The sequence below is a fragment of the Parcubacteria group bacterium genome (assembly GCA_041659505.1).
Classification (GTDB): domain Bacteria; phylum Patescibacteriota; class Minisyncoccia; order Moranbacterales; family UBA2206; genus UBA9630.
Genome location: JBAZYF010000004.1, coordinates 16,625 through 37,173, shown reverse-complemented (window position 1 = coordinate 37,173; position 20,549 = coordinate 16,625). Strand labels below are relative to the sequence as shown.

Annotated in this window: 15 protein-coding genes; all 15 read left to right on the top strand. The window is 43.0% G+C overall.

The window, feature by feature from the left end; translation table 11 throughout:
• The 15 genes from WC848_05585 (at window position 1) to WC848_05515 (ending at window position 20,429) form a co-directional block, all read left to right on the top strand.
• Window positions 1-873, top strand: a complete 873-nt coding sequence (locus tag WC848_05585; GenBank protein ID MFA5962127.1) for a ComEC/Rec2 family competence protein — start codon at window positions 1-3, stop codon at window positions 871-873.
• 211 nt (window positions 874-1,084) lie between these two features.
• A complete protein-coding gene (locus WC848_05580; GenBank protein ID MFA5962126.1) occupies window positions 1,085-1,852 on the top strand; it encodes a peptidylprolyl isomerase in 768 nt (255 codons plus the stop codon).
• Window positions 1,853-1,974: 122 nt separating this feature from the next.
• Window positions 1,975-2,181: a 50S ribosomal protein L32 gene (gene rpmF / locus WC848_05575; GenBank protein ID MFA5962125.1), complete on the top strand. Its 207-nt coding sequence runs from the start codon at window positions 1,975-1,977 to the stop codon at window positions 2,179-2,181.
• A gap of 60 nt (window positions 2,182-2,241) precedes the next feature.
• On the top strand, window positions 2,242-2,736 hold the full coding sequence (gene nusB, locus WC848_05570) for a transcription antitermination factor NusB (GenBank protein ID MFA5962124.1): 495 nt from the start codon (window positions 2,242-2,244) through the stop codon (window positions 2,734-2,736).
• A gap of 119 nt (window positions 2,737-2,855) precedes the next feature.
• The gene (gene rnc, locus WC848_05565) at window positions 2,856-3,572 is read left to right on the top strand and encodes a ribonuclease III (GenBank protein MFA5962123.1); all 717 of its coding nucleotides are present in this window, start codon (window positions 2,856-2,858) and stop codon (window positions 3,570-3,572) included.
• A gap of 114 nt (window positions 3,573-3,686) precedes the next feature.
• Window positions 3,687-5,195 carry a hypothetical protein gene (locus WC848_05560; GenBank protein MFA5962122.1) on the top strand — a complete coding sequence of 503 codons (1,509 nt, stop codon included), beginning with the start codon at window positions 3,687-3,689 and terminating at the stop codon, window positions 5,193-5,195.
• 67 nt (window positions 5,196-5,262) lie between these two features.
• On the top strand, window positions 5,263-6,810 hold the full coding sequence (locus tag WC848_05555; protein ID MFA5962121.1) for a choice-of-anchor Q domain-containing protein: 1,548 nt from the start codon (window positions 5,263-5,265) through the stop codon (window positions 6,808-6,810).
• Between the two features lie 11 nt (window positions 6,811-6,821).
• Window positions 6,822-8,324 (top strand): hypothetical protein, encoded by a 1,503-nt coding sequence (locus WC848_05550; protein MFA5962120.1) that lies wholly within the window; start codon window positions 6,822-6,824, stop codon window positions 8,322-8,324.
• An 11-nt stretch (window positions 8,325-8,335) separates the two neighbouring features.
• Window positions 8,336-9,955 (top strand): choice-of-anchor Q domain-containing protein, encoded by a 1,620-nt coding sequence (locus WC848_05545; protein ID MFA5962119.1) that lies wholly within the window; start codon window positions 8,336-8,338, stop codon window positions 9,953-9,955.
• A 33-nt stretch (window positions 9,956-9,988) separates the two neighbouring features.
• On the top strand, window positions 9,989-11,527 hold the full coding sequence (locus WC848_05540) for a hypothetical protein (GenBank protein ID MFA5962118.1): 1,539 nt from the start codon (window positions 9,989-9,991) through the stop codon (window positions 11,525-11,527).
• Window positions 11,528-11,544: 17 nt separating this feature from the next.
• Window positions 11,545-13,305 (top strand): hypothetical protein, encoded by a 1,761-nt coding sequence (locus tag WC848_05535; GenBank protein MFA5962117.1) that lies wholly within the window; start codon window positions 11,545-11,547, stop codon window positions 13,303-13,305.
• Between the two features lie 14 nt (window positions 13,306-13,319).
• On the top strand, window positions 13,320-14,738 hold the full coding sequence (locus WC848_05530; protein MFA5962116.1) for a hypothetical protein: 1,419 nt from the start codon (window positions 13,320-13,322) through the stop codon (window positions 14,736-14,738).
• Between the two features lie 109 nt (window positions 14,739-14,847).
• On the top strand, window positions 14,848-16,095 hold the full coding sequence (locus WC848_05525; protein MFA5962115.1) for an ATP-binding protein: 1,248 nt from the start codon (window positions 14,848-14,850) through the stop codon (window positions 16,093-16,095).
• A gap of 124 nt (window positions 16,096-16,219) precedes the next feature.
• Complete coding sequence (locus WC848_05520) at window positions 16,220-18,571, top strand: AAA family ATPase (protein MFA5962114.1); 2,352 nt, start codon at window positions 16,220-16,222, stop codon at window positions 18,569-18,571.
• 202 nt (window positions 18,572-18,773) lie between these two features.
• Window positions 18,774-20,429: a glycosyltransferase family 39 protein gene (locus WC848_05515; protein MFA5962113.1), complete on the top strand. Its 1,656-nt coding sequence runs from the start codon at window positions 18,774-18,776 to the stop codon at window positions 20,427-20,429.
• Window positions 20,430-20,549: the final 120 nt, after the last annotated feature.

Genomic DNA, 20,549 nt, shown 5'->3' with positions numbered 1-20,549 from the left:
ATGCCAAACCGCAAACTAATCTATTTTTCACTAAGCGCGCTTTTAGCTTTTGGTCTGATATTCTTTGGCGTGACTTCTCACGCGCAGAGTCAAAAGTTGCAAGTAGCGTTTTTGGACGTGGGGCAAGGTGACGCCATTTTGATTTCGCAGGGCGAAAAACAAATCCTCATTGATGGCGGACCGAGCGGGACGAAACTTTTGGAGAAGCTGGGAGAATATGTACCGTTTTGGGATCGCAAGATTGACGTGGTGATTGCGACGCATCCGGACGCGGATCACATCTCCGGCCTCGTTGATGTGCTCAAAAACTATTCTGTGGATCAATTGATTGAAAGTGGGGCGCAGAGTGAGTCACAAATTTTTGCGGCTCTGGAAAAAACGGCGGAGGATAAAAAAGTGGAAAAACAAAAGGCTCGGCGGGGGATGAAAATAAAATTGGATGATGATGCGCAACTGGAAATTTTTAGCCCGACTGATGGCATAATTTCTGGCCTGAAAAAAGACGATACAAATTCCGCCAGTGTCGTGGCGAAACTGACGTTTGGGGAAAATAGTTTTCTGTTTACGGGAGATTTTCCGCTAGAAATGGAAAGTCAATTGGTCGGCGCCAAATTACCGCTCAATTCCGATGTACTGAAAGTTGCTCATCACGGATCAAAATCAGCTACAAGTGAGCAATTTTTGAAGTTTGTGCATCCTAGTGAAGCCGTGATTTCGGTGGGGAAAAATAATCGTTATGGCCATCCGACGGCGGAAGTTTTGGAACGATTGAAAAACGAGAATGTTAAAATTTTGCGAACAGATGTGTCGAGTGATGTGGTTTATGATTGCGCGAGTACTAAGAACAAATGCGAGGTGGTTGTGACAAAGTAGTGCTTCTCGACATTTTTTAAAATTAAAGTTAAAATAAGAAGAGTGCAGAACTTACGTAATCACCAAAAAATTATTCTCGAAAGCGCGGTTTCCTCAATTTGGCTTTCCCTTACTGGTTTACCGGAAGCCTGGGATGCTAAAAGAAATAAACGTGCGAACAACTTTTTGGCGATTACGTAAGTTCCAGGATAAAAAATTAATTTTAAAATTCATGCAAACAAAGAAAATTTTAGGTTTATGTGGAGTGTTGCTTTTGGCAGTCATATTAGCTGGCTGTTCCAATGGGGACGGGAGCGCGGCGGACAAGGCGGCGGACCAATTGACTGGGACCGTAACTAAGCCGTTGGATATCAGTAAAAAGGCGAAGGAAGATATTGCCAAAGCGACCGACGCGGAAAATGCGCGGTTAAATAATTCATTAAACGAAGATAAAGCTATGAGTACAAATGCACCGACAGCGCCAGTGGTCAATTCGGATTTGATCAAGAAATATCCTTTCGCTACGATCAAGACGAGTTTGGGGGATATTAAAGTAAAATTTAATGGCACAGCGACACCACTCACGGTGACGAATTTTTTGCAGTTAGCTCAGGCGAATTTCTATGACAATACTAAATTTCATCGGGTGATCAAAGGGTTTATGATCCAAGCCGGTGATCCGCTCTCAAAAGATGCTGCAATGAAAAATCGCTGGGGAACAGGTGATCCAGGCTATAAATTTAAAGACGAGCTCGCAGGCACAGAAACCTATCCGCAAGGAACTTTGGCAATGGCCAACTCTGGACCAAACACCAATGGCAGTCAATTTTTTATCGTAACTGCTAGTCCTTCGGCACCGCTTACAGCAAATTATACAGTTTTTGGCTCAGTCGTCAGTGGTCTTGATGTTGCATTGAAGATTGAAAACGTCCCAACGACAACACCCGATCGACCAGTGGATGATGTGACAATCGTAAGTGTTACGCCTTCGGAAAAATAGTCTAAAAATTAATTGCAACAAGCCAAGACGCCCCAGCGGGGCGTCTCCACAGTGCGTGTATTTGCCAAATAGTAATATTGGTGATATATTACGTAGGTGAAATTAACCATTATATTTAAACTATGCCAGTAGCAAGAAAACGCCATACTAAGGCCCGCAGAGACCGAGCTCGAGTGTTCTATAAACTTAGCCCAAAAAATCTAGTAGAATGTCCTAATTGCAAGACCAAGATTGAAGCCCATATGGTTTGTAGCAATTGTGGCCAATATAAAGGCAAAGAAGTGGTCGATACGACCAAAAAGCTCGCCAGAAAAGCGAAGAAAAAATAAGTATGCGAAAAGCGCACTGCGAAAGCGCACATGCGAATTAGTTTTTTCATAAAAACAAGAATGGCAAATCGGCACTTATCCAGGTCAATAGCGATGCAATCTCTCTATGAGTGGGATTTTAAGGGTGGAGTAAAAGAGGCGATGAGTGAGATTATGCGAAAGAACATTAAGGAATTTGCGCCTGGAATGGACGATTGTACGTTCGTGGAAACCTTAGTCAATACAACGTTGGACAACCAGGATAAAATCGACCCGCTCATTGAGAAGTGTGCTCCCGAATGGCCGCTTGATCAAGTGACGCTGGTCGACCGCAACATCTTGCGCTTGGGAATTTGCGAATTACTTTTCGGCAACTACGAAGAAGTCCCGCCGAAAGTGGCGATCAACGAAGCGATTGAGCTGGCCAAATCTTTTGGTGGAGACGCTTCCGGACGGTTTGTGAATGGTGTGCTGGGAACGATTTATCGCGAACTGGGCGAGCCGATGAAAGACGACCAAACAAAAAAGAAAAAGACCATCAAGAAAGAAAGTGATAAAAAAGTTGAGGAGAAATAATTTTTAATATTAATTCTCAATTCACAATTCTCAATTTGCAATCAATTTTCAGTTAGCTAATTTTCAATAAATTTTGAAATTGGAAATTAAAAAATTGGAAATTCAATGAAAATTGAAAATTGAAAATTGAAAATTCTATTCTCGTGATCGAAGAACTAGCGAAAAAAATCGGGGTAAAATTTAACGATTTGGATCTTTTGCAACAAGCCGTTACCCATCGGTCCTATTTGAACGAGCATCGGGATTATAAACTGGAGCATAATGAGCGATTGGAATTTTTGGGTGATGCAGTTTTGGAGCTGGTTGTGACGGAATATCTCTATAATAATTATCCCAATAATCCGGAAGGGGAAATGACTAACTGGCGAGCAGCCTTGGTGAATGGCGAGATGCTCGCGACCATTTCCACGGAAATCGGCGTGGAGGAATTTTTAATGATGAGTCGTGGCGAAGCGAAAGACAAAGGACGCGCCCGGCAATATCTGCTGGCAAATGCATTTGAAGCAATCACTGGGGCGATCTATCTTGACCAGAAAACCAAAGGCTATGATGCTTGCAAAAAATTTATCCTGAAACATGTTGTGACCAAGTTGCCCAATATCATCGAAAAGAAACTATACCTTGATGCCAAAAGCCGTTTCCAAGAAGAAGCGCAAGAACGCGCTGGCGTGACGCCGTCCTATCGCGTCTTGGAAGAAACTGGTCCAGATCATGACAAGAAATTTATCGTCGGTGCCTATGTTGGGGAAGAAATGGTCGCCAAGGGTGAAGGACTTTCTAAGCAAGAGGCGCAACGCAATGCGGCTGAAAAAGCCTTGGAAGAAAAAGGCTGGTAAGAAACATTTTTCTATTTTGATTATTGATTTAAATCTCGTGAAAACGAGGTTTATTTTTTTGTGATTTTTTGCTATAATTAGGATAGTTTATAAACTGTTTTTTAGGTATAAAAAATGCAAAAACTAAAAATCTTTTTTCTCATAATTTTTTTCTACGGGGTTTTCGGATTAGTAAAAAATTCTTTTGCGGCAACTATAAATATTGCGGATTATGGTGACGGGGACTGCTCATTGGAAAACGCCCAGTCAGCCTACGATGCTGCTTCGAGTGGAGACACGATTGTTTTTCCTGCATTTACGGTGTGTACTTGGTCATCAGCGTTTACGGTCAGCAAGGCTTTGACAATTTCAGGTAACAATACGAATTTAATCTCTGACGGCGCTATGAGTAATGGCTTTTTCAACATTACCGGTTTTACCGCCAGTAGCCTTGTTCGTGTCAGTGGCTTTACTTTTCAAATGATGGATTGGACTCCTGCCACCGCTGTATATGTGCACGATATGCAGGGCGGAGTAGATGGGGGAAATATTAGAATCGACAATAATACTTTTTACTATGGGAACAAGGCCATAGTGTTTGATCATATAAAAGGCCTAATTGATCATAACTACTTTCATAATTCAATCCAAGGAGTTGTGATAAGCGCCGGTAGTAGAACCAATGCAGATGCCGCTTGGGTTTCGCTGGCAGCTGGCACTGTGGACGCAATTTTTATCGAAGACAATCATTTTGTTTCTGATGCAAATTATACTCTGGGGTATACTCAAGAACAAATCGGCACAAATAATGGTGGAAAATTAGTTGTAAGGTATAATGAGTTTGATTGTGATAATGTGCCGGATGGCCTGGAAACTTGCACGCCTTTCATGGCGCACGGAAGCGCGGATGGTGGTTGTGGTGGAGCAGGCTATTGGGAAGCCAGTTCTTGCCAGCGAAGAGGCCAATCTGTCATTGAGTTTTATAATAATATCGAACATGGAAAACGGATCGATTTTATGTTTATCTCCCGTGGTTCAGCAAATTTAGTTTATAATAACTCCATTTCAAGTATAGTAAGTAATAATCCGCGGATATATTTTTCCGAAGAAGAATATATTAGTGATAATTGGTCAATACATCGAACTGCTTGGCCAGCAGAAGATCAGGTGCATAACACTTTTGTTTGGGATAATATTTATGCCGGGCATGATTTTAATGATGGCCTGGTTGGCTCTATCGGGACATACCCGACCAACTATGACTGTACCGGCAATGGTGTTCCGATGGCTTGTTGCACGGGAAGTGGAACTGGTACTTGTGGTGATGAACTTGTCACGACATCCAACCCGTTTCTGCGCCAGGATCGCGACTATTTCCTCCACGCTCCCTGCGCAGCAGGAGACACGACTGATGGACATGGAAATGTTTGCACTCACGGTAAGGAAACATTCATTGGGCAAAATGGCGCATCAGCTAGTTATCCGACCGATGATAGTGTCTATCCTAACGCAGGTGATATGATTTTTTCGGCTACGGGCGATAACGCTTACGTTGATTACACCCCATATATTTATCCGCATCCATTACAAGGAGAAACTGATATCACTCCGCCAGTTTCACCGAGCGGATTGAGCGTAGATTAAAACTGGAGTAAGTACCTTGTTACGTAACAAGGTAAGTAACACTGGTAGCAATTTATTTTTTAATAAAATGCAAAAGCTAAAACTAAAAATGTTTTTTCTGGTAGTGCTTTTTTGCGGAATTTTTGGATTGATGGAGGATTCTCACGCGGAAGAGTTGTATATTGCTCAAAATGTATCAGGCTCCGATACTGGCGCGGATTGCGTGAATGCGCATTCGGTCTCATGGCTCAACACTTCTGGCAATTGGGGAAGTGGCACAAATAAAATCAGTGCTGGAGACACCGCGCATCTTTGCGGAACTTTTTCATCCCCAATCACAATCCAAGGATCGGGAACGTCAGAGAGTCCCATTACCATATTCTTTGAAACTGGCGCGAAAATGTCCAAAAATCATTGGTACCAAAGTGGAAGCAATGGGGATGCGGCGATTTATGGAAGTAACAAATCCTACATCACAATTGATGGCGGAACCAACGGCCTTATTGAAGCAACGGACAACGGGACGGCCAGAACTTTTCAGTACGACATAGCCGGAGTATTTTTCAATAACGGTTCGAATGTTACAGTTAAAAATTTAGCCGTTTATCCGTTGTATGAAAGAGTGGAAGGAACGGATGCCAATAATATTTGTATCGGCATCGGGTTTGATGGAATTTCTACCAACCTAACGTTACAGGACAATATTTTGAAAGACGCATCTAATGGAATGTATATTGGCTATCGCGCCGGTTCGAGTGGTGCAGAAATCAGCGGAAATGTTTGTGATGATTGCGGACACAGTTGTGTGACGGTCGGTTCGCAAAATACCAACGAAACAATGTCTGATGTGCAAATTCACGACAACACTTTCCATAAAAGTCGCAAATGGAGCGGTGCGCCGGAAATTCACACAAACCTAATTCATGCTTGGGCGGTGCATGAGGGATCGAGACTAGAGGGATTGGAAATATATTCAAATAACTTTTCAGGAATGTGTGGAACAAATTCAACCGCATTGGTTTTTCTGGAAGGCTATATTTATTCTCCCGAGATTTATAATAATGTTTTAGTCAAAGAAGTTGATCCTGATGGTGCTTGCGGAAATGGATTGATGAATTTAAAGGGCAGTAATTATGCCGTTGTGGCAAATAATACTTTCATCGGCTTAGATGGGGGATTGTCATTGCAAGTCGGTGGTTGGGGTGGAGGGATGGACATCGGGCATATTATTAAAAATAATCTGATTTACAACACCTCCTTTGTTGTGGAACCTTATGATTATGATGCAGTAGCGCAGTGTGATTATAATGTATATTACGGAGATGGAGTTTTTTCTTACGGTAGTTGGGCGCAATATGATTTTGCTGGTTGGAAAGCAGCTACCGCCAGTCATGGCTACAATTTTGATGCGCACAGCACAGTCAGTCAGCCAACACTGGATGCGAATTATGCGTCGACTGCAACAGATGTGGTTGCTAAGGATCACGGCGTTTCCCTGTCCTCCTATTTCACAGCAGACAATTTAGGTGTCCCTCGTCCGCAAGGCAGTGCCTGGGACATTGGCGCCTATGAATATGTTTCTGGAGAAAGTGATATGACTGCGCCCGGAGCACCGAGCGGACTTATGGTAGATTAAAAAGTGTAAAAATGAAAATGCGAAATGACAATTTAAAACTAAAAATATTTTTGTTGGCAATTATCTTTGGCGGGATTTTTGGATTGGTGGAAAATTCTCAAGCTACGATAATTAATGTGACAAACTGTTCCCAAGCGAATGTTCAGTCTGCTGTTGATGCTGCTGTTGCTGGTGATACGGTCTATCTTAACTGCACATCGGCGACATGGTCGTCTTATGTCTCGGTGACAAAGGGGATAACAATAAAAGGCAATGGAAGCGATGCCACAACCTTGACGGCTAATAATACAACCTTGTTCAGCGTTTCGCTTACAAGTGGGGCGAATTTTAGAATTACCGATCTGGGGTTTGCAGGAACTGTGGGTGGCGGTGGAGGGCTAGAAGAACAACTTATCCGCCTGAGTGGGGATGAAAGCACAATCTGGAATTCTCTTCGAGCGGATCATCTAAAATTTACCAACATTAATGGACACGCTTTCACGATTGATCCATGGTGGCTCATCCCATCTCATCCAAAGGCGTTGTTTGATCATATCACCCTTCTAAGCAATCAATGGTCAAGGCTTCTTAAGATAGCTGGCAATAATTCTACTTGGCAAAGTGCAGATCAGTATGGCACTGATTGGGCTATTTTTATCGAAGACTCGACCTTCACTTGGACAGGTGGTGCTAACGGTGATCTGACAGACACTGAGCATGGCGTCAGGCTGGTTGTGAGGCATAATATTATTAACGGTGGTGATATCCAGATGCATGATACGGGGAGCACTCCTGCTGCGCGCGGTCAAAGAATGACAGAAGTCTACAACAATACAATAAATTGTGTCGGGGGTAATTGTAATAATTTAACAGCTGTTGCTCTGCGGGGCGGGGGTGCGATTGTGTACGACAACACGATTACTGGCGATTTTTGGACTCCGGGTTTCGCCCAAGTTTGGCGCGCAACTGTTGGGTCTGGATTTTTGGGTGCGGCTTGCACAGGAGCAATAGTAAGAGCTTGTAATACTCCTACTTTTATGCATTGCAGCGGTGGAAACCATGCAGTATGCTCAGGCGATGGAGACTGTTATGGAAGTGCAAGTGGATCGTGCATAGTAGCTTGTACGAGTAATTCGGATTGTCCTATCGGTACAGATGGGAGCGCAATTTGCCTTGCTACTGTGGATAATGTAGATGGAAGCAGTGGAGGAAATGGCTATCCTTGTCGGGATCAGACGGGCTGGGGTCAGGAGTATGGAGCTGGAGGAAGGAATCAATATCCCTCCCCAGTCTATTGGTATAATAATGGGACTACGGCAACTTGTGCGACGGGTGGCGCGTGTAATGATTCTGCGACTATCGCAGGGGACAGTGCGTGGTTTGCTCAAGATAGAGATTTTTGTTATCACGATCCGTCGATTGATTGTGGAACGAAAACAAGTTGGAATTATATTCCTTACGCCTATCCACATCCGTTGCAAGGAGAAATTGACATTACTCCGCCAAATATTCCTAGCGGACTTATGGTAAATTAAAAAGTGTAAAAATGCAAAATTACAAATTAAAATTTAAAATTATTTTTCTTGCAATTCTTTTTTGCGGGGTTTTTGGAATGGCAGGAGAGTCTTTCGCGGCGGATGTTTATTTTGCTTCATCGGCAGCAGGCAGTGAGAATGGGACAGACTGTGCCAATGCCTATGACTTGGGTGATTCTTATTATGGTATTAATAATGCTTCCAATTGGATCGCTGGGAATACACTGCACATATGCGGCACCATAACGGAGCCCTATAATACTAACGCGATCACTTCGGCTGGCGATGGCTCATTCGGCGCACCGATCACGGTCAAATTCGAAACGGATGCTGTTTTGACTTCTCCGGCTTGGCCAAATGCCACGGGAGCAATTTATATTTCTCACAACTATGTTAATGTAGATGGCGGTACGAACGGGAAAATCGTCGCGACTCTGGATGGTACCATTGGCCAAGCTTGTCCTGGCGGGACTTGCGCCTACCAATCAGAAGGTACAGGTATTAATGTAGCTGGCTCCCACTGCAGCGTTACTAAAATGGACATCGAAAATCTTCAGATACATATTGCCAATACTGATGACGGAGATTTTTATACGGCGACAGGAATCGTAACGACAGGGGATAATAATACGATTTACAGTAACACGATCAAAAACGCTGAATGCGCGGTTTATATTTCTGGCAGCGGAACAGAGGTGAAAAACAATTACAGCCAATATATCAATCGGCACATCAAAATCGGAGCTTCTAGCAACAGCTCGATCCACGATAATGAAATGAGCGATTGCTATAATTGGGACGAGCCGTCCAATTTCTATCATCACAACGGAATCCACGCCTTCTGTAGCGGCACATCGTCTAATGTCAAAATCTATGACAACTATTTTGACGGTTATTATTCCAAATATCCGTCAGTAGATAGCCACACAACTAGCTTTGGCATATTCTTAAATCCTGATGGCGGAGAGGGGTGTATCATGGACGGGTATAAGATATTCAACAATCTTTTCATCTCGTCTTATGACCCGATAAATTATCCCGCCAATGGGAGGATCGTTACAGGCGCTTGGAATCATGACCTGCTTACTAATCTTTTGGTGGTCAATAATACCATAATTGACAATGGGGTTGGTGGAATAGGAATTAGTCTTACTGATCCCGATGGGACAACAATTGTCAAAAACAATTTGATCAGAAATGATGCCGGCACTTTCATTTCTCTTTATGGATCGGAAATTCCTTGGCCGGACTTGTCTGCTATTGACTATAATTTCTATTGCGGAGACGCTGATAACTGGTCCAATCAAACCGGCGCCATCTATTCCTTTAGTAACTGGAATACGGTCGGCGTCTATCCGGCCGGAGAATGTGGTTTTGACCAGCATGGTAGTCAGCCGACAGTTTCCGCTCTCAACCTTCAAGCGAACGGTACGTTGGGCGTCGGATCAGCTGCCATCAGCGCCGGGTTTAATCTGACTGCATTGTGCTCAGAAACACCGGAGATTTGTTTTGACAAAAACGGCGTCGCTCGTCCATCCTCTGGTCTCTGGGACATTGGTGCCTATGAATATGTTTCTGGAGAAAGTGACACGACGCCGCCTACTGTGCCTTCGGGGCTGGCAGTGGAATAAATTTTAATCCGCCAGCTGGCGGACAAATTCCAAATGAATTTCAAAATCCAAAACCTAAAACTAAAAATATTTTTTCTCACGATAATCTTTTGCGGTATTTTTGGTATGGCGGAGAAATCTTGGGCGGCTTGCGTGGGACCGGCTCAGGAGGCTGTGGTTTCTGCTGTGGTCGCCGCAACTTATGGAGATACAGTGGAAGTTTGTGCGGGAAGCGCAACTTGGACGGCCGGAGTGCAAGGATGCGCTGGTAACACAGCGTTGTGTATGAAAAAGGGAATTAATTTGAAAGGTGGCATAGGCGGAACGACAAGCATAACTCTTGCTGGCGCTGCGCCATATGGAGCGATTCTTTACGAACCTGACACGACTTCAATTTCCAACGACACTCCATTTGAATTTAGTGGGTTTACTGTTGATGCAAATAACATAACTTATTACGAAGGAGTGCTGGATGTCAGTAATTCGGGAACAACTCCGTTGTCGAATATAAAAATCCATGACAATATTTTCAAAAATGAACGCCAGGAAACAATCAACTTGAACGGACCGGTCTATGGCGTGGCATATGCCAACACATTTATCGAATGCGAAACGGTCATTCGGGAAGAGGGACGTAATGAAAAATCTTGGGATCTGGGGCAACGGGAATATGGCACGGGCAATAATTTTTTCTTTGAAGATAATGTGATATCGGCAACTACGGTTCCATCGGCTGGTGCATTTTCAGCTGGACAGGGTGGAAGTATGATTATTCGCTATAACACATATGATTTGGGACAAGTGCTTTTGGATGGAAATCAGTGGCAAGATTTGCATGGATTGCAAAGCATGACAACAGATGATAATGATAGCTTTGTGAATTTGCAGTGTGGCTATGCGCCTTTTAATGTTCCCAATTCTTGTTATCCAGAAAGACGAAGTTGTGAGCAGTGGTCGCAGATAAAAACAGAGTGGTACGGGAATATCCATTCTAATCTTTACAATCCTTATAGCACGCCGCAAGAATGGATGCGTTTGCGGGGTAGTTGGATGCTGATGTTCAATAATGTAGTAACAGGAACGGGGCATATGCCACTTCCTGATATTTATCAATATTCTTGCGATAGTTGCCAGAATGGAACTGGAACTAGATACTCGATGCATGTCCAAAATACTTATGTCTGGAATAATTTGGGCAATGGTACTAATCGCCCGATCTATGTCTCGGAAGACAATTGCGCGCATTATGCAGTCGGTTCACCATATGCTATTACGGAAAATGTGGATTATTGGAATTATAATCCCAATACTTTAGATGGCAATGTGCAAAAGGGGATCAATTGTGGAAGTGCTGTCCCGACAAGTTCTTGTGCAATTGGCGACGGCTATTGGCAGACTTCCTACTCGCCTTGCTCTGAAGTCCCTGAAGAAATGGGTGATATGAAAACATATACACAAGCCGGAAGATTTTATAAATGCACAGCACCGAATACTTGGACGCTCTATTATCAACCATATACCTACCCACATCCACTGAGAGGCGGAGAGGATACTATTTCTCCGACTTCTCCGACAGGACTCATGGTAAATTAAAAAGTGTAAAAATAAAAATGCAAAATGACAAATTAAAATTAAAAATTATTTTTCTTGCAATAATCTTTGGCGGTATTTTTGGGGTGGCTGGGAATTCTTTGGCGGCTTGTGTTGGCCCTGCTCAACCTGCAGTTGTTGCGGCCGTGGCAGCGGCTAGCAAGGGAGACACAATTCAAGTTTGTGCCGGAACAGCTACTTGGTCGACGGAAACAACAGGAGCCGACGGCTATGGCCATTTATTGAATATTACCAAAGGCATAGCGCTGGAAGGCGGAATCGGCGGAACAACTAAAATCATTGCTGCTGGCGCGACTGACCGAGGACAAATTTTATACTATCCCGACCTGGATTCTATTACTTCAGATGCGACCTTTGAGTTTAGTGGATTTACTTTGGATGGCGATTCAACCTATAAAGCTCAAGGCTCATTGCGGATAATAAATTCAAGCAATAGCAACGCAATATCCAATATTAAAATTCATAATAATATATTGCAAAATAGCGGAGTTAACGGAACGATGATAATGGTGGATGGCCCAGTCTACGGTGTAATTTATTTGAATCATTTCATAAATGTTGATTATCTGGTCAGGCCGAGCGGAAATGACAGCATTTCATGGGGAATTGTTCCGAGAGAATACGGAACGGACGTAGGATTATTTGTAGAGGACAATTTAGTCAGTTTGACCACAACCATGGAAGGAGGGCTTTTTGATGACGGGCAAGGTTCGCCTGGTTTGGTGTTTCGGTACAATACTGAAGATTTGACCAATGCCACTCTATCCGGTCTTTGGGTTAATCATGGCTTGCAATCGATGAAATCATCACTCGTCACGACTGGAACGGCTACGGGTGGATCAACAACTACTTTGATTGATACTGCCAAAAATTTTGTTGCGCTGGGAGCAAAAGTCGGTACGTTGGTTTATAACACAACTAAGGGGCAATATGATTTGATCACATCTATTACTACCACGACCAATACCAATGACACTTTGCATTTTAACGCTATGGGTTCAGCCAATGCGTCCGGAGATTCCTACCGGGTGGGCAGGGATTGGGATTGCGGTTATGAGGGACATGATTTGTGTGATCCAACTTATATCAATTGCCAAGAATGGTCCAATATCAAGCTGGAAGTATATGGAAACAAAATAGTCAACGCTCCGGCTTTTTCAAATTGGATAGCACATCGCGGCAGTTGGTTATTGATGTTTTATAACGATAATGATTCATATTACAAACCGACGATTACCTATAATCAATATTCTTGCGATTCCTGCCAGGATCCTGCCGGTCAAAATGACGGATCAAACTATTCTCAACATGTCCAAAATACATATACCTGGATCAATTATTCCGGCGGCAGCCTGATGCCGATGACAAAAGGTTTTGATTTTTGTAGTGATGCTTCAGTCGGTTCGCCGTATACGATCACTCAAAATGTTGATTATTGGAATTATACCAGTAGTTTCGACGGAACATCTGGTGTAGGTTGCGGGACATTGGCGCAAATGAACGCGATCAATCCAGGCAGCGGAACTAATGTAGGAGTTGGTTTTTGGGTCACCAATCAATCTTGTTCCAATGTCTCAACTCTGATTGGGGCCAAAGGCGTCGGTTCAGAAAATAGGAGTGATGATATTTCAGGAACGCTTTATAAATGGAATGGAAATGCCTGGTCTGTTTATTACACGCCATACACCTATCCTCATCCACTCCGAGGCGAAGCCGATACCACTTCGCCAACATCTCCGACCGGACTGGCAGTAGAATAATTTTTAACTAAAAAATGTCAATCAAAAATCTAAAACTAAAAATATTCTTTCTCGCAATCATTTTTTGTGGGGTGTTTGGGGTGGCAAGGAATTCTCTTGCAGACACGCATACTGCCGGCAGTTGCTCCTTGGCGGATGTCACAACGGCTTACAATGCCGCATCAACTGGAGACACAATTGCTTTTCCAGTCAGCGGAGCGTGCACTTGGTCATCAGCGCTTACAGTAGGGAAGGCGGTGACTATTTTGGGTAATGAAACAACGCTCACCGCCGGCGGAACAATGCCGAACGGATTTTTCAACATTACCGGTTTCACTGCGAGCAGTCTGGTGCGCATCACTGATTTTACCTTTCAAATGGTAAACGCGACTCCAGAAGCTGCTATTTTTGTGCATGAAATGCAAGGTGGTATTTCTGGTGGTGAAATTAGAATTGATAATAATATTTTTCACTTTGGCAGCAAGCCAATATTGTTTGATCATCTAAAAGGACTGATTGATCATAACTATTTTTATAATCCGGTAATTGGCGTCGAGTTTAGTTCGGGCAGTCGAACCAATGCTGATGCATCTTGGAGCTCGCTAGCAGCTGGAACATCCGACGCTCTGTATGTTGAGGATAATCATTTTGTTACCAATGCCAGTTACACTCTTGGCTACACGCAAGAGCAAATAGCGACTTTCAATGGCGGAAAACTGGTTGTTCGGCATAATGAGTTTGATGCTGATGATATACCGGATGAAGTAGGCACTTATACACCTTTTATGGCTCATGGCAGTGCTGATGGTGGCTGTGGCGGAGCAGGCTATTGGGAAGCCGGTTCTTGTCAGAGAAGGGGTCAATCAGTTATCGAGTTCTATAATAACGTCGAGCATGGCAAGCGAATTGATTTTATGTTTTTGACTCGGGGCTCTGCCAATCTGATTTTTAATAATTCCATCACGGGAACGGTTCAATATAATCCAAGGATCTATTTTCAAGAGGAGGAATATTACAGCGATAATTGGTCAATCCTGCGAACAGCTTGGCCGGCCGAAGACCAGGTGCATAATTCTTTTATGTGGAACAATACTTATCGGGGAGCTGATTTTAATGATGGAGAGTATGGCTATGTTGAAGCTTCGCCTCATGTTAGTGCCGGACTCTTGCAAGATCGCGATTTTTTCCTCCACGCCCCATGCGCAGCAGGTGACACCACCGATGGATATGGCAATGTCTGCACACATGGCAAAGAAACTTTCACCGGAGCGAATGGCGCATCAGCCAGCTATCCGACTGACGGCAGTGTTTACCCTAACGCAGGCAATATGGTTTTTACTGCGACAGGAGATAATGCATATTTGGGATACGCTCCATATACTTATCCGCATCCATTGCAAGGAGAGGCTGATACTGTTTCGCCAACTGCGCCGAGCGGATTGAGTGTGGAATAGATTGAAAATAGGAGGGTGAGCGAAATTGGCTTGACGGGTTCACATAATTTATGTATAATACTAATGTTGATATGCTTAAATTATCAACATTACTAAAGTTAATAATATTATGCTAGATTTAGGCTTTTTGGGACGGGTAATCAGCGATCAAGCAGAAACGTTTCGTGAAAAAAAACCGGGAACATTGCGTGATGTTGATTTTGAAAAATATCTGAAAACAAAACAAATAACCGTGATCTCGGGAATTCGGCGCGCTGGTAAGTCAACTTTACTCAAGCAATTTTCCTTGCATTATCCGGCCTTCCACTATCTTAATTTCGATGATGAAAGATTAGTAGATTTTACCGTGGCGGATTTTCAAAATCTGATGGTTGCTTTTCAAAAGAGATCAAACACAAAAGTGATCTTGCTCGATGAGATCCAAAATGTGCCGAAATGGGAACGCTTTGTGCGGAGAATTTTCGAAGAAGGTTATAAAATTTTTCTAACCGGATCAAATGCGAAATTGCTTAGTGGCGAATTGGCGACGCACCTCACCGGGCGGTATTTGAAAATAGAACTGTACCCTTTTTCCTTCAAGGAATTCCTGCATTTCCATTCTGTTTCGATTGAACAGGAAGGAACGAAAAAAGAAGTGGAAGTGCTGAAATATTTTGAGCAATATCTGTTCGGTGGTGGATTTCCCGAGTTTGTCAAAACTAAAGATGGTGAAATAACCAAGCAGATATTTGAGGATATTGTTTATCGCGATCTTCTGGCACGCTTTAAGATCCGGGAAACCAAAAATTTCAAATCGCTGGTCAATTATTTGTTCACCAATATCACGAGCGAGATTAGCTATAATTCGCTTAAGAATTTTTTGGGGATAAAGAGCGCCACAACGGTGAAAAATTACATCGAATTTATTGCGGAAAGCTATTTAGCCTTCGAGCTTTTCAAGTATGATTTTTCTTTGAAAAAGCAGTATGTTTCAAACAAGAAAATGTATGCTATTGATAATGGTCTGCGAAATTCCGTGGCATTTTCCTTTTCCGGCGATTCCGGAAAGATGTTGGAAAATCTGATTTTTTTAGAGCTAAAAAGACGAGGGATGGAGGTCTATTATTATAAGGGCAAAAAAGAATGTGATTTTATTGTCAAAAAAGGCCTGAAAATTAGTGAAGCGATTCAGGTGACGCTGAGCTTGGCGGAGCCAAAAACTGCGGACAGGGAGGTGTCCGGTCTCTTGGAGGCAATGGAAAAATTCAAACTCACAAAAGGCATAATTATCACTGAGAGCCTGGAAGGGGAAAGAAAAAGCGGAAAGAAAAAAATCGAAATAATTCCTGCTTGGAAATGGCTCTTGGATTTGAAATAAATCCAAGGAAGTATTTTGTCAACGCTGTTGGGGGTTTATTTTTCTCTAAAAGTGTAGTACTATAATAATGTAGTAAGATGGGTGGAATTAGTTAGAAAATAATTCTTTAGACAGGATTGGTTTAATGTTTCTCAAAAAACTGGAAATCAATGGATTCAAATCTTTCGCATCAAAAACGGTGTTGGATTTTTCGGCGTCTGCAAGCGACGGCGGAGCGCAAGGGATAACCGCGATTGTCGGACCGAACGGTTCGGGGAAATCCAATATTGCTGACGCGATGCGTTGGGTGATTGGGGAGCAATCGATGAAAAATCTGCGCAGTAAAAAATCGGAAGACATCATTTTTGCCGGATCGGGAAAAAAAGCTAAATTGGGCAGTGCGCAAGTCACGCTCTATTTTGACAACAGCGAAAAACGTTTGCCACTCGAATTTGATGAGGTAGCGATTTGTCGCAAAATTTTTCGCAGTGGTGAGAGTGAATATTTGGTCAACAATTCTCGAGTTAGACTGCAAGATATCGTGGATATTTTAGCCAAGGCCGGCGTGGGGAAAGAAAGCCATGCCATTATCAATCAAGGTATGGCGGACTCAGTCTTGAATGCCACCCCGCTTGATCGCCGGTTTGTGATTGAGGAAGCGGCGGGAGTGAAGCAGTATCAGATCAAAAAAGAACGGTCACTGCGGAAACTGGAAACAACCAAGGCGAATTTGGTACGCGTAGGCGAACTGATTGAAGAAATCAAGCCGCACCTCAAGGTTCTCAAACGCCAAGCAGAAAAAGCGGCGCAAAGCGAGATAGTTTCCAAAGATCTGAAAGAAAAGCAGACCAAGCTCTATACTTATCTTTGGAACAAATTTAATGATGACAAGGTCAGGCTCAATGAAGAAAAAGACACATTTGGGGCGAGAATGATGAATATTCAGCGCGAAGCGGATAAGCTAATGGATGAAGTTAATCGGCGTTCCAAGGAGGAAAAGACTAATGAAACTTTGCAGGAATTGGAAAAAATCCAACGGGAAAAAAGAAGTCGCCTGAACGAGTTGGAGCGCGAGTTGATCATTTCTGAGGGACGGATCGAGTTGGAAAAGGAAAAGCAAAAAAGCATCCAAATTATCGAAGAAATCAAGATTCAGAGCCAGCCGGTCGATCTGAGCTATGTCAAAGGCAATTTGGAAGAGATCAGGCGGGATCAAGAAATTTTGGTGCAAAAGTTAAACGTGGCCAAAGATTTGAAAGATATTGAAGTAGTGCGGGAATTGGCGAAGAAGATCCAACAGAAACTGACTGAGTTACGCGGGGATATTGAAAAAGGCAAAAAGGAAACGCCTGCTCCAGTGAAAAAAGTGGAAACAAAACCGGTGGAAGTTGTTGTTTCCGTTGATTCGCAAGCCATCATTGACCTTAAGGCCAAATCAGTGCGAGTACGCGCGGAAATTAAAACGCTCGAAGAAGAATTGCGAAAAATTGTAGGGGAAATTCAAGCGGAAATTACCTTGGATCGTCAAAAACGTCAGCAATTTTTTCAGCTTGAGCGAGAGTTGCGCTTGAAACAAGATGAGGCTAATTCTTTCAAGGATAAGTTTAATGATTTTAAGATTTCATTGGCTAAGATCGAGGTGCGTGAGGAAGATCTACGGGCGCGTATCTTGGAAGAATTGAAAGTGGAAGCGGAACTGCTGGAAAAGAAGCTGGAAATTGTCGACCAATTTTCTTTGGAACGAGAAATTGCCAAGTTGAAATTTCAGATGGAACAGATCGGTGGCATCGATCCATTGGTGGTGACAGAATATGATGAGACGGAAAAACGCTTCCAATTTTTGACGACCGAATCAGCCGATTTGGAAAATGCATTGGTGTCGCTGCGCGAAGTAATCAAAGAAATGGAGAAAAAAGTGAATGAGAAATTTCACGAAACCTTTGATGAAATCAACCGGGAATTTTCCAAATATTTCCGCATCATTTTTGGCGGAGGGGACGCGCATCTGACGAAAGTTAAAATTAAAGCGCGGCGGACAAAAGAAGATCTTTCGGAAGAAGAAGTTGCCCAGCAGGAAGGTGAAGTGGAAGGGGCGCCAGATGCAATCGAGGAAGATGCTGACAACAAAGATGAAATCGGTATTGATATCACCGCTTGTCCGGCCGGCAAAAAAATCGCCAGTCTTGCGATGCTTTCTGGCGGAGAGCGCTCACTGACATCTTTGGCCTTACTATTTGCGATTATTGCCCACAATCCACCACCATTTTCTATCCTGGATGAAGTGGAAGCGGCATTGGACGAGGCGAATTCCAAGCGTTTCGGCCGGATCATCCAAGATCTTTCTGACTCGACACAATTTATAATCATCACACACAACCGCGAAACAATGCGTCAAGCGTCGCTCCTGTATGGCGTGACGATGGGGGAAGACGGAATGTCGAAATTGCTTTCGGTTAAGATTGATCAAGTGGGTAAAGGAGGAAAGATAATTCAATAGCTTCAATATTTTTCTGACTTGCATATTTACCTGAAAAAAGTTCTCGAGAGCACGGTTTCCTAGCATTGGCTATCCCTTGCTGGTCTACCGGACACTTTGGATGCTAAGAAGGATGAACGTGCGAACTTTTTTTAGGCAAATACGCAAGCCTTGTGTTAATAAAAAATCAGTATTCCCCTCAAGATGATGATTTTTTTATATTATGCAAAAAAAAGACACGAAAATATTTTATTTTTTAGTCATCCTAATTCTCACTGCGGGAATTTTTTTGCGTTTTTGGAAGTTGGATGTGCTTCCGCCGGGCATTCAATATGATGAGGCGTATAATGGAATCGATGCGATCCGTGCGATTGAAACCGGGGATTACAAAATATTTTATCCGGAAAATACTGGTCGGGAAGGATTGCACATCAATGTTACTGCCATGTTTATTAAATTGTTCGGTGTGAGCAGTCTTTCGCTGCGCCTGGCCAATGCGATGTGGGGTTCGCTGACACTAATTGGTTTTTATTTTCTTTTGCGCGAACTCAAACTGTCCCGCCTTTCTGTGCTGTTGGGAATTTTTATGCTATCTTTTTCTTTCTGGCATTTGGATTTTTCTCGTACTGCCTTTCGCGCGATCATGGTTCCATTCTGCTTGGTTTGGGCGCTCTTTTTTCTCTTGCGCGGGCTAAATAGAAAGAGCTATTGGCTGTTTATTTCGTCGGGGATTTTCCTTGGTTTGGGTTTCTATTCCTACATCGCTTTTCGCGTGGCGCCACTCATTTTTATCATCTTTGGCTTATTCTATATTTTATTTGAAAAGGGTTGGCTCAAGAAAAATTGGAAAGTAATCTTATTGTTTATTTCTATCAGTATCGCTTGCGCCCTGCCTATTTTTTTCTATTTCTATACGCATTGGGCCGAATTTTTATTCCGAAGCCAGACCGTTTCTGTTTTTCATCCAGGAAAATTGACTGCTACGCAAGCGTTTTTCAAAAGTCTCTGGAGTCATCTGCAAGCTTTTTTTGTACACGGAGACAATAATCCACGCCACAACTATAACGGCCAACCGCTCATTCCCGCCGGTTGGGTGGCCTTTTTCGTGCTGGGTTTTATTATCAGCGTGAAAGAAATCATTGAAAATACGATCCGGAAAATAAAACTTAGAAAAAACACCGAAAAAGGTACGGAATTTAGTCCTTCTGGCTTATTTTATCCCGCCATCCTAGCGCAGGCTATCTTTTGGGTGATGCTTATTCCGGGAGTCCTTAGCATTGAAGGCATTCCTCATTCTTTGCGGATCATCGGGATGATTCCGGGCGTGTTTCTGTTTTGTGTTTTTCCGATGGAATATATTCTGAAGATTTATCGCAAGATGCGCGATTCAAGCGACGTGACTTTACGAGGGAAAAGTACCAATATGACATTAACATTTATGCTTGGGCTTGTCGCGGTGATTATTGTTAGTGGCTTTCTCCAGGTTTACGTCTATTTCGGACCTTGGGCGAATGATCTGCGCACGGCTGGCGGTTTTGAACGGAAACTCTATCTGATGGGACTTTTGATCAAAGATCTGGATGTGCATAAAAATAATTATGTCATTACGGCCTATAATACTTCGATCAAAGCGGGCGGTAAAGACACGAGTCTCAAAACGACAGAATATATCGCTTATCCGAAAATAAAAGAATATATATTTTATCGTCCGTTCGACGGACTGAATCAGATTAACTGTGAGGACGTGCAACTTGTTTTTCAAGAATCCGACCAATGGATCCGCGACCAATATCGAGCGAAATGCCCGAATCTAATAACAGACAAGTATACTTTCAATAAAAACAAGTATATTTTTTATGTAATGTCGGTCAGGGAATGATTATTCGGTAGGGACACAGACGTAGCAATGCTACGTCTCTACTTGATAAATCTTTCGATTGCTGATAAACTGAATTTTAGGTATTTTGCCCGCCTGCAACGCTATGCGTAGCATTGCGGG

Bases quoted from the DNA above. Each gene is read 5' to 3' on its own strand.
- WC848_05525 (MFA5962115.1), top strand. From the start codon at position 14,848: ATGCTAGATTTAGGCTTTTTGGGACGGGTAATCAGCGATCAAGCAGAA.
- WC848_05545 (MFA5962119.1), top strand. From the start codon at position 8,336: ATGCAAAATTACAAATTAAAATTTAAAATTATTTTTCTTGCAATTCTT.
- WC848_05530 (MFA5962116.1), top strand. From the start codon at position 13,320: ATGTCAATCAAAAATCTAAAACTAAAAATATTCTTTCTCGCAATCATT.
- WC848_05580 (MFA5962126.1), top strand. From the start codon at position 1,085: ATGCAAACAAAGAAAATTTTAGGTTTATGTGGAGTGTTGCTTTTGGCA.
- WC848_05555 (MFA5962121.1), top strand. From the start codon at position 5,263: ATGCAAAAGCTAAAACTAAAAATGTTTTTTCTGGTAGTGCTTTTTTGC.
- WC848_05520 (MFA5962114.1), top strand. From the start codon at position 16,220: ATGTTTCTCAAAAAACTGGAAATCAATGGATTCAAATCTTTCGCATCA.
- rpmF (MFA5962125.1), top strand. From the start codon at position 1,975: ATGCCAGTAGCAAGAAAACGCCATACTAAGGCCCGCAGAGACCGAGCT.
- WC848_05550 (MFA5962120.1), top strand. From the start codon at position 6,822: ATGAAAATGCGAAATGACAATTTAAAACTAAAAATATTTTTGTTGGCA.
- WC848_05540 (MFA5962118.1), top strand. From the start codon at position 9,989: ATGAATTTCAAAATCCAAAACCTAAAACTAAAAATATTTTTTCTCACG.
- WC848_05515 (MFA5962113.1), top strand. From the start codon at position 18,774: ATGCAAAAAAAAGACACGAAAATATTTTATTTTTTAGTCATCCTAATT.
- WC848_05560 (MFA5962122.1), top strand. From the start codon at position 3,687: ATGCAAAAACTAAAAATCTTTTTTCTCATAATTTTTTTCTACGGGGTT.
- nusB (MFA5962124.1), top strand. From the start codon at position 2,242: ATGGCAAATCGGCACTTATCCAGGTCAATAGCGATGCAATCTCTCTAT.
- WC848_05585 (MFA5962127.1), top strand. From the start codon at position 1: ATGCCAAACCGCAAACTAATCTATTTTTCACTAAGCGCGCTTTTAGCT.
- WC848_05535 (MFA5962117.1), top strand. From the start codon at position 11,545: ATGCAAAATGACAAATTAAAATTAAAAATTATTTTTCTTGCAATAATC.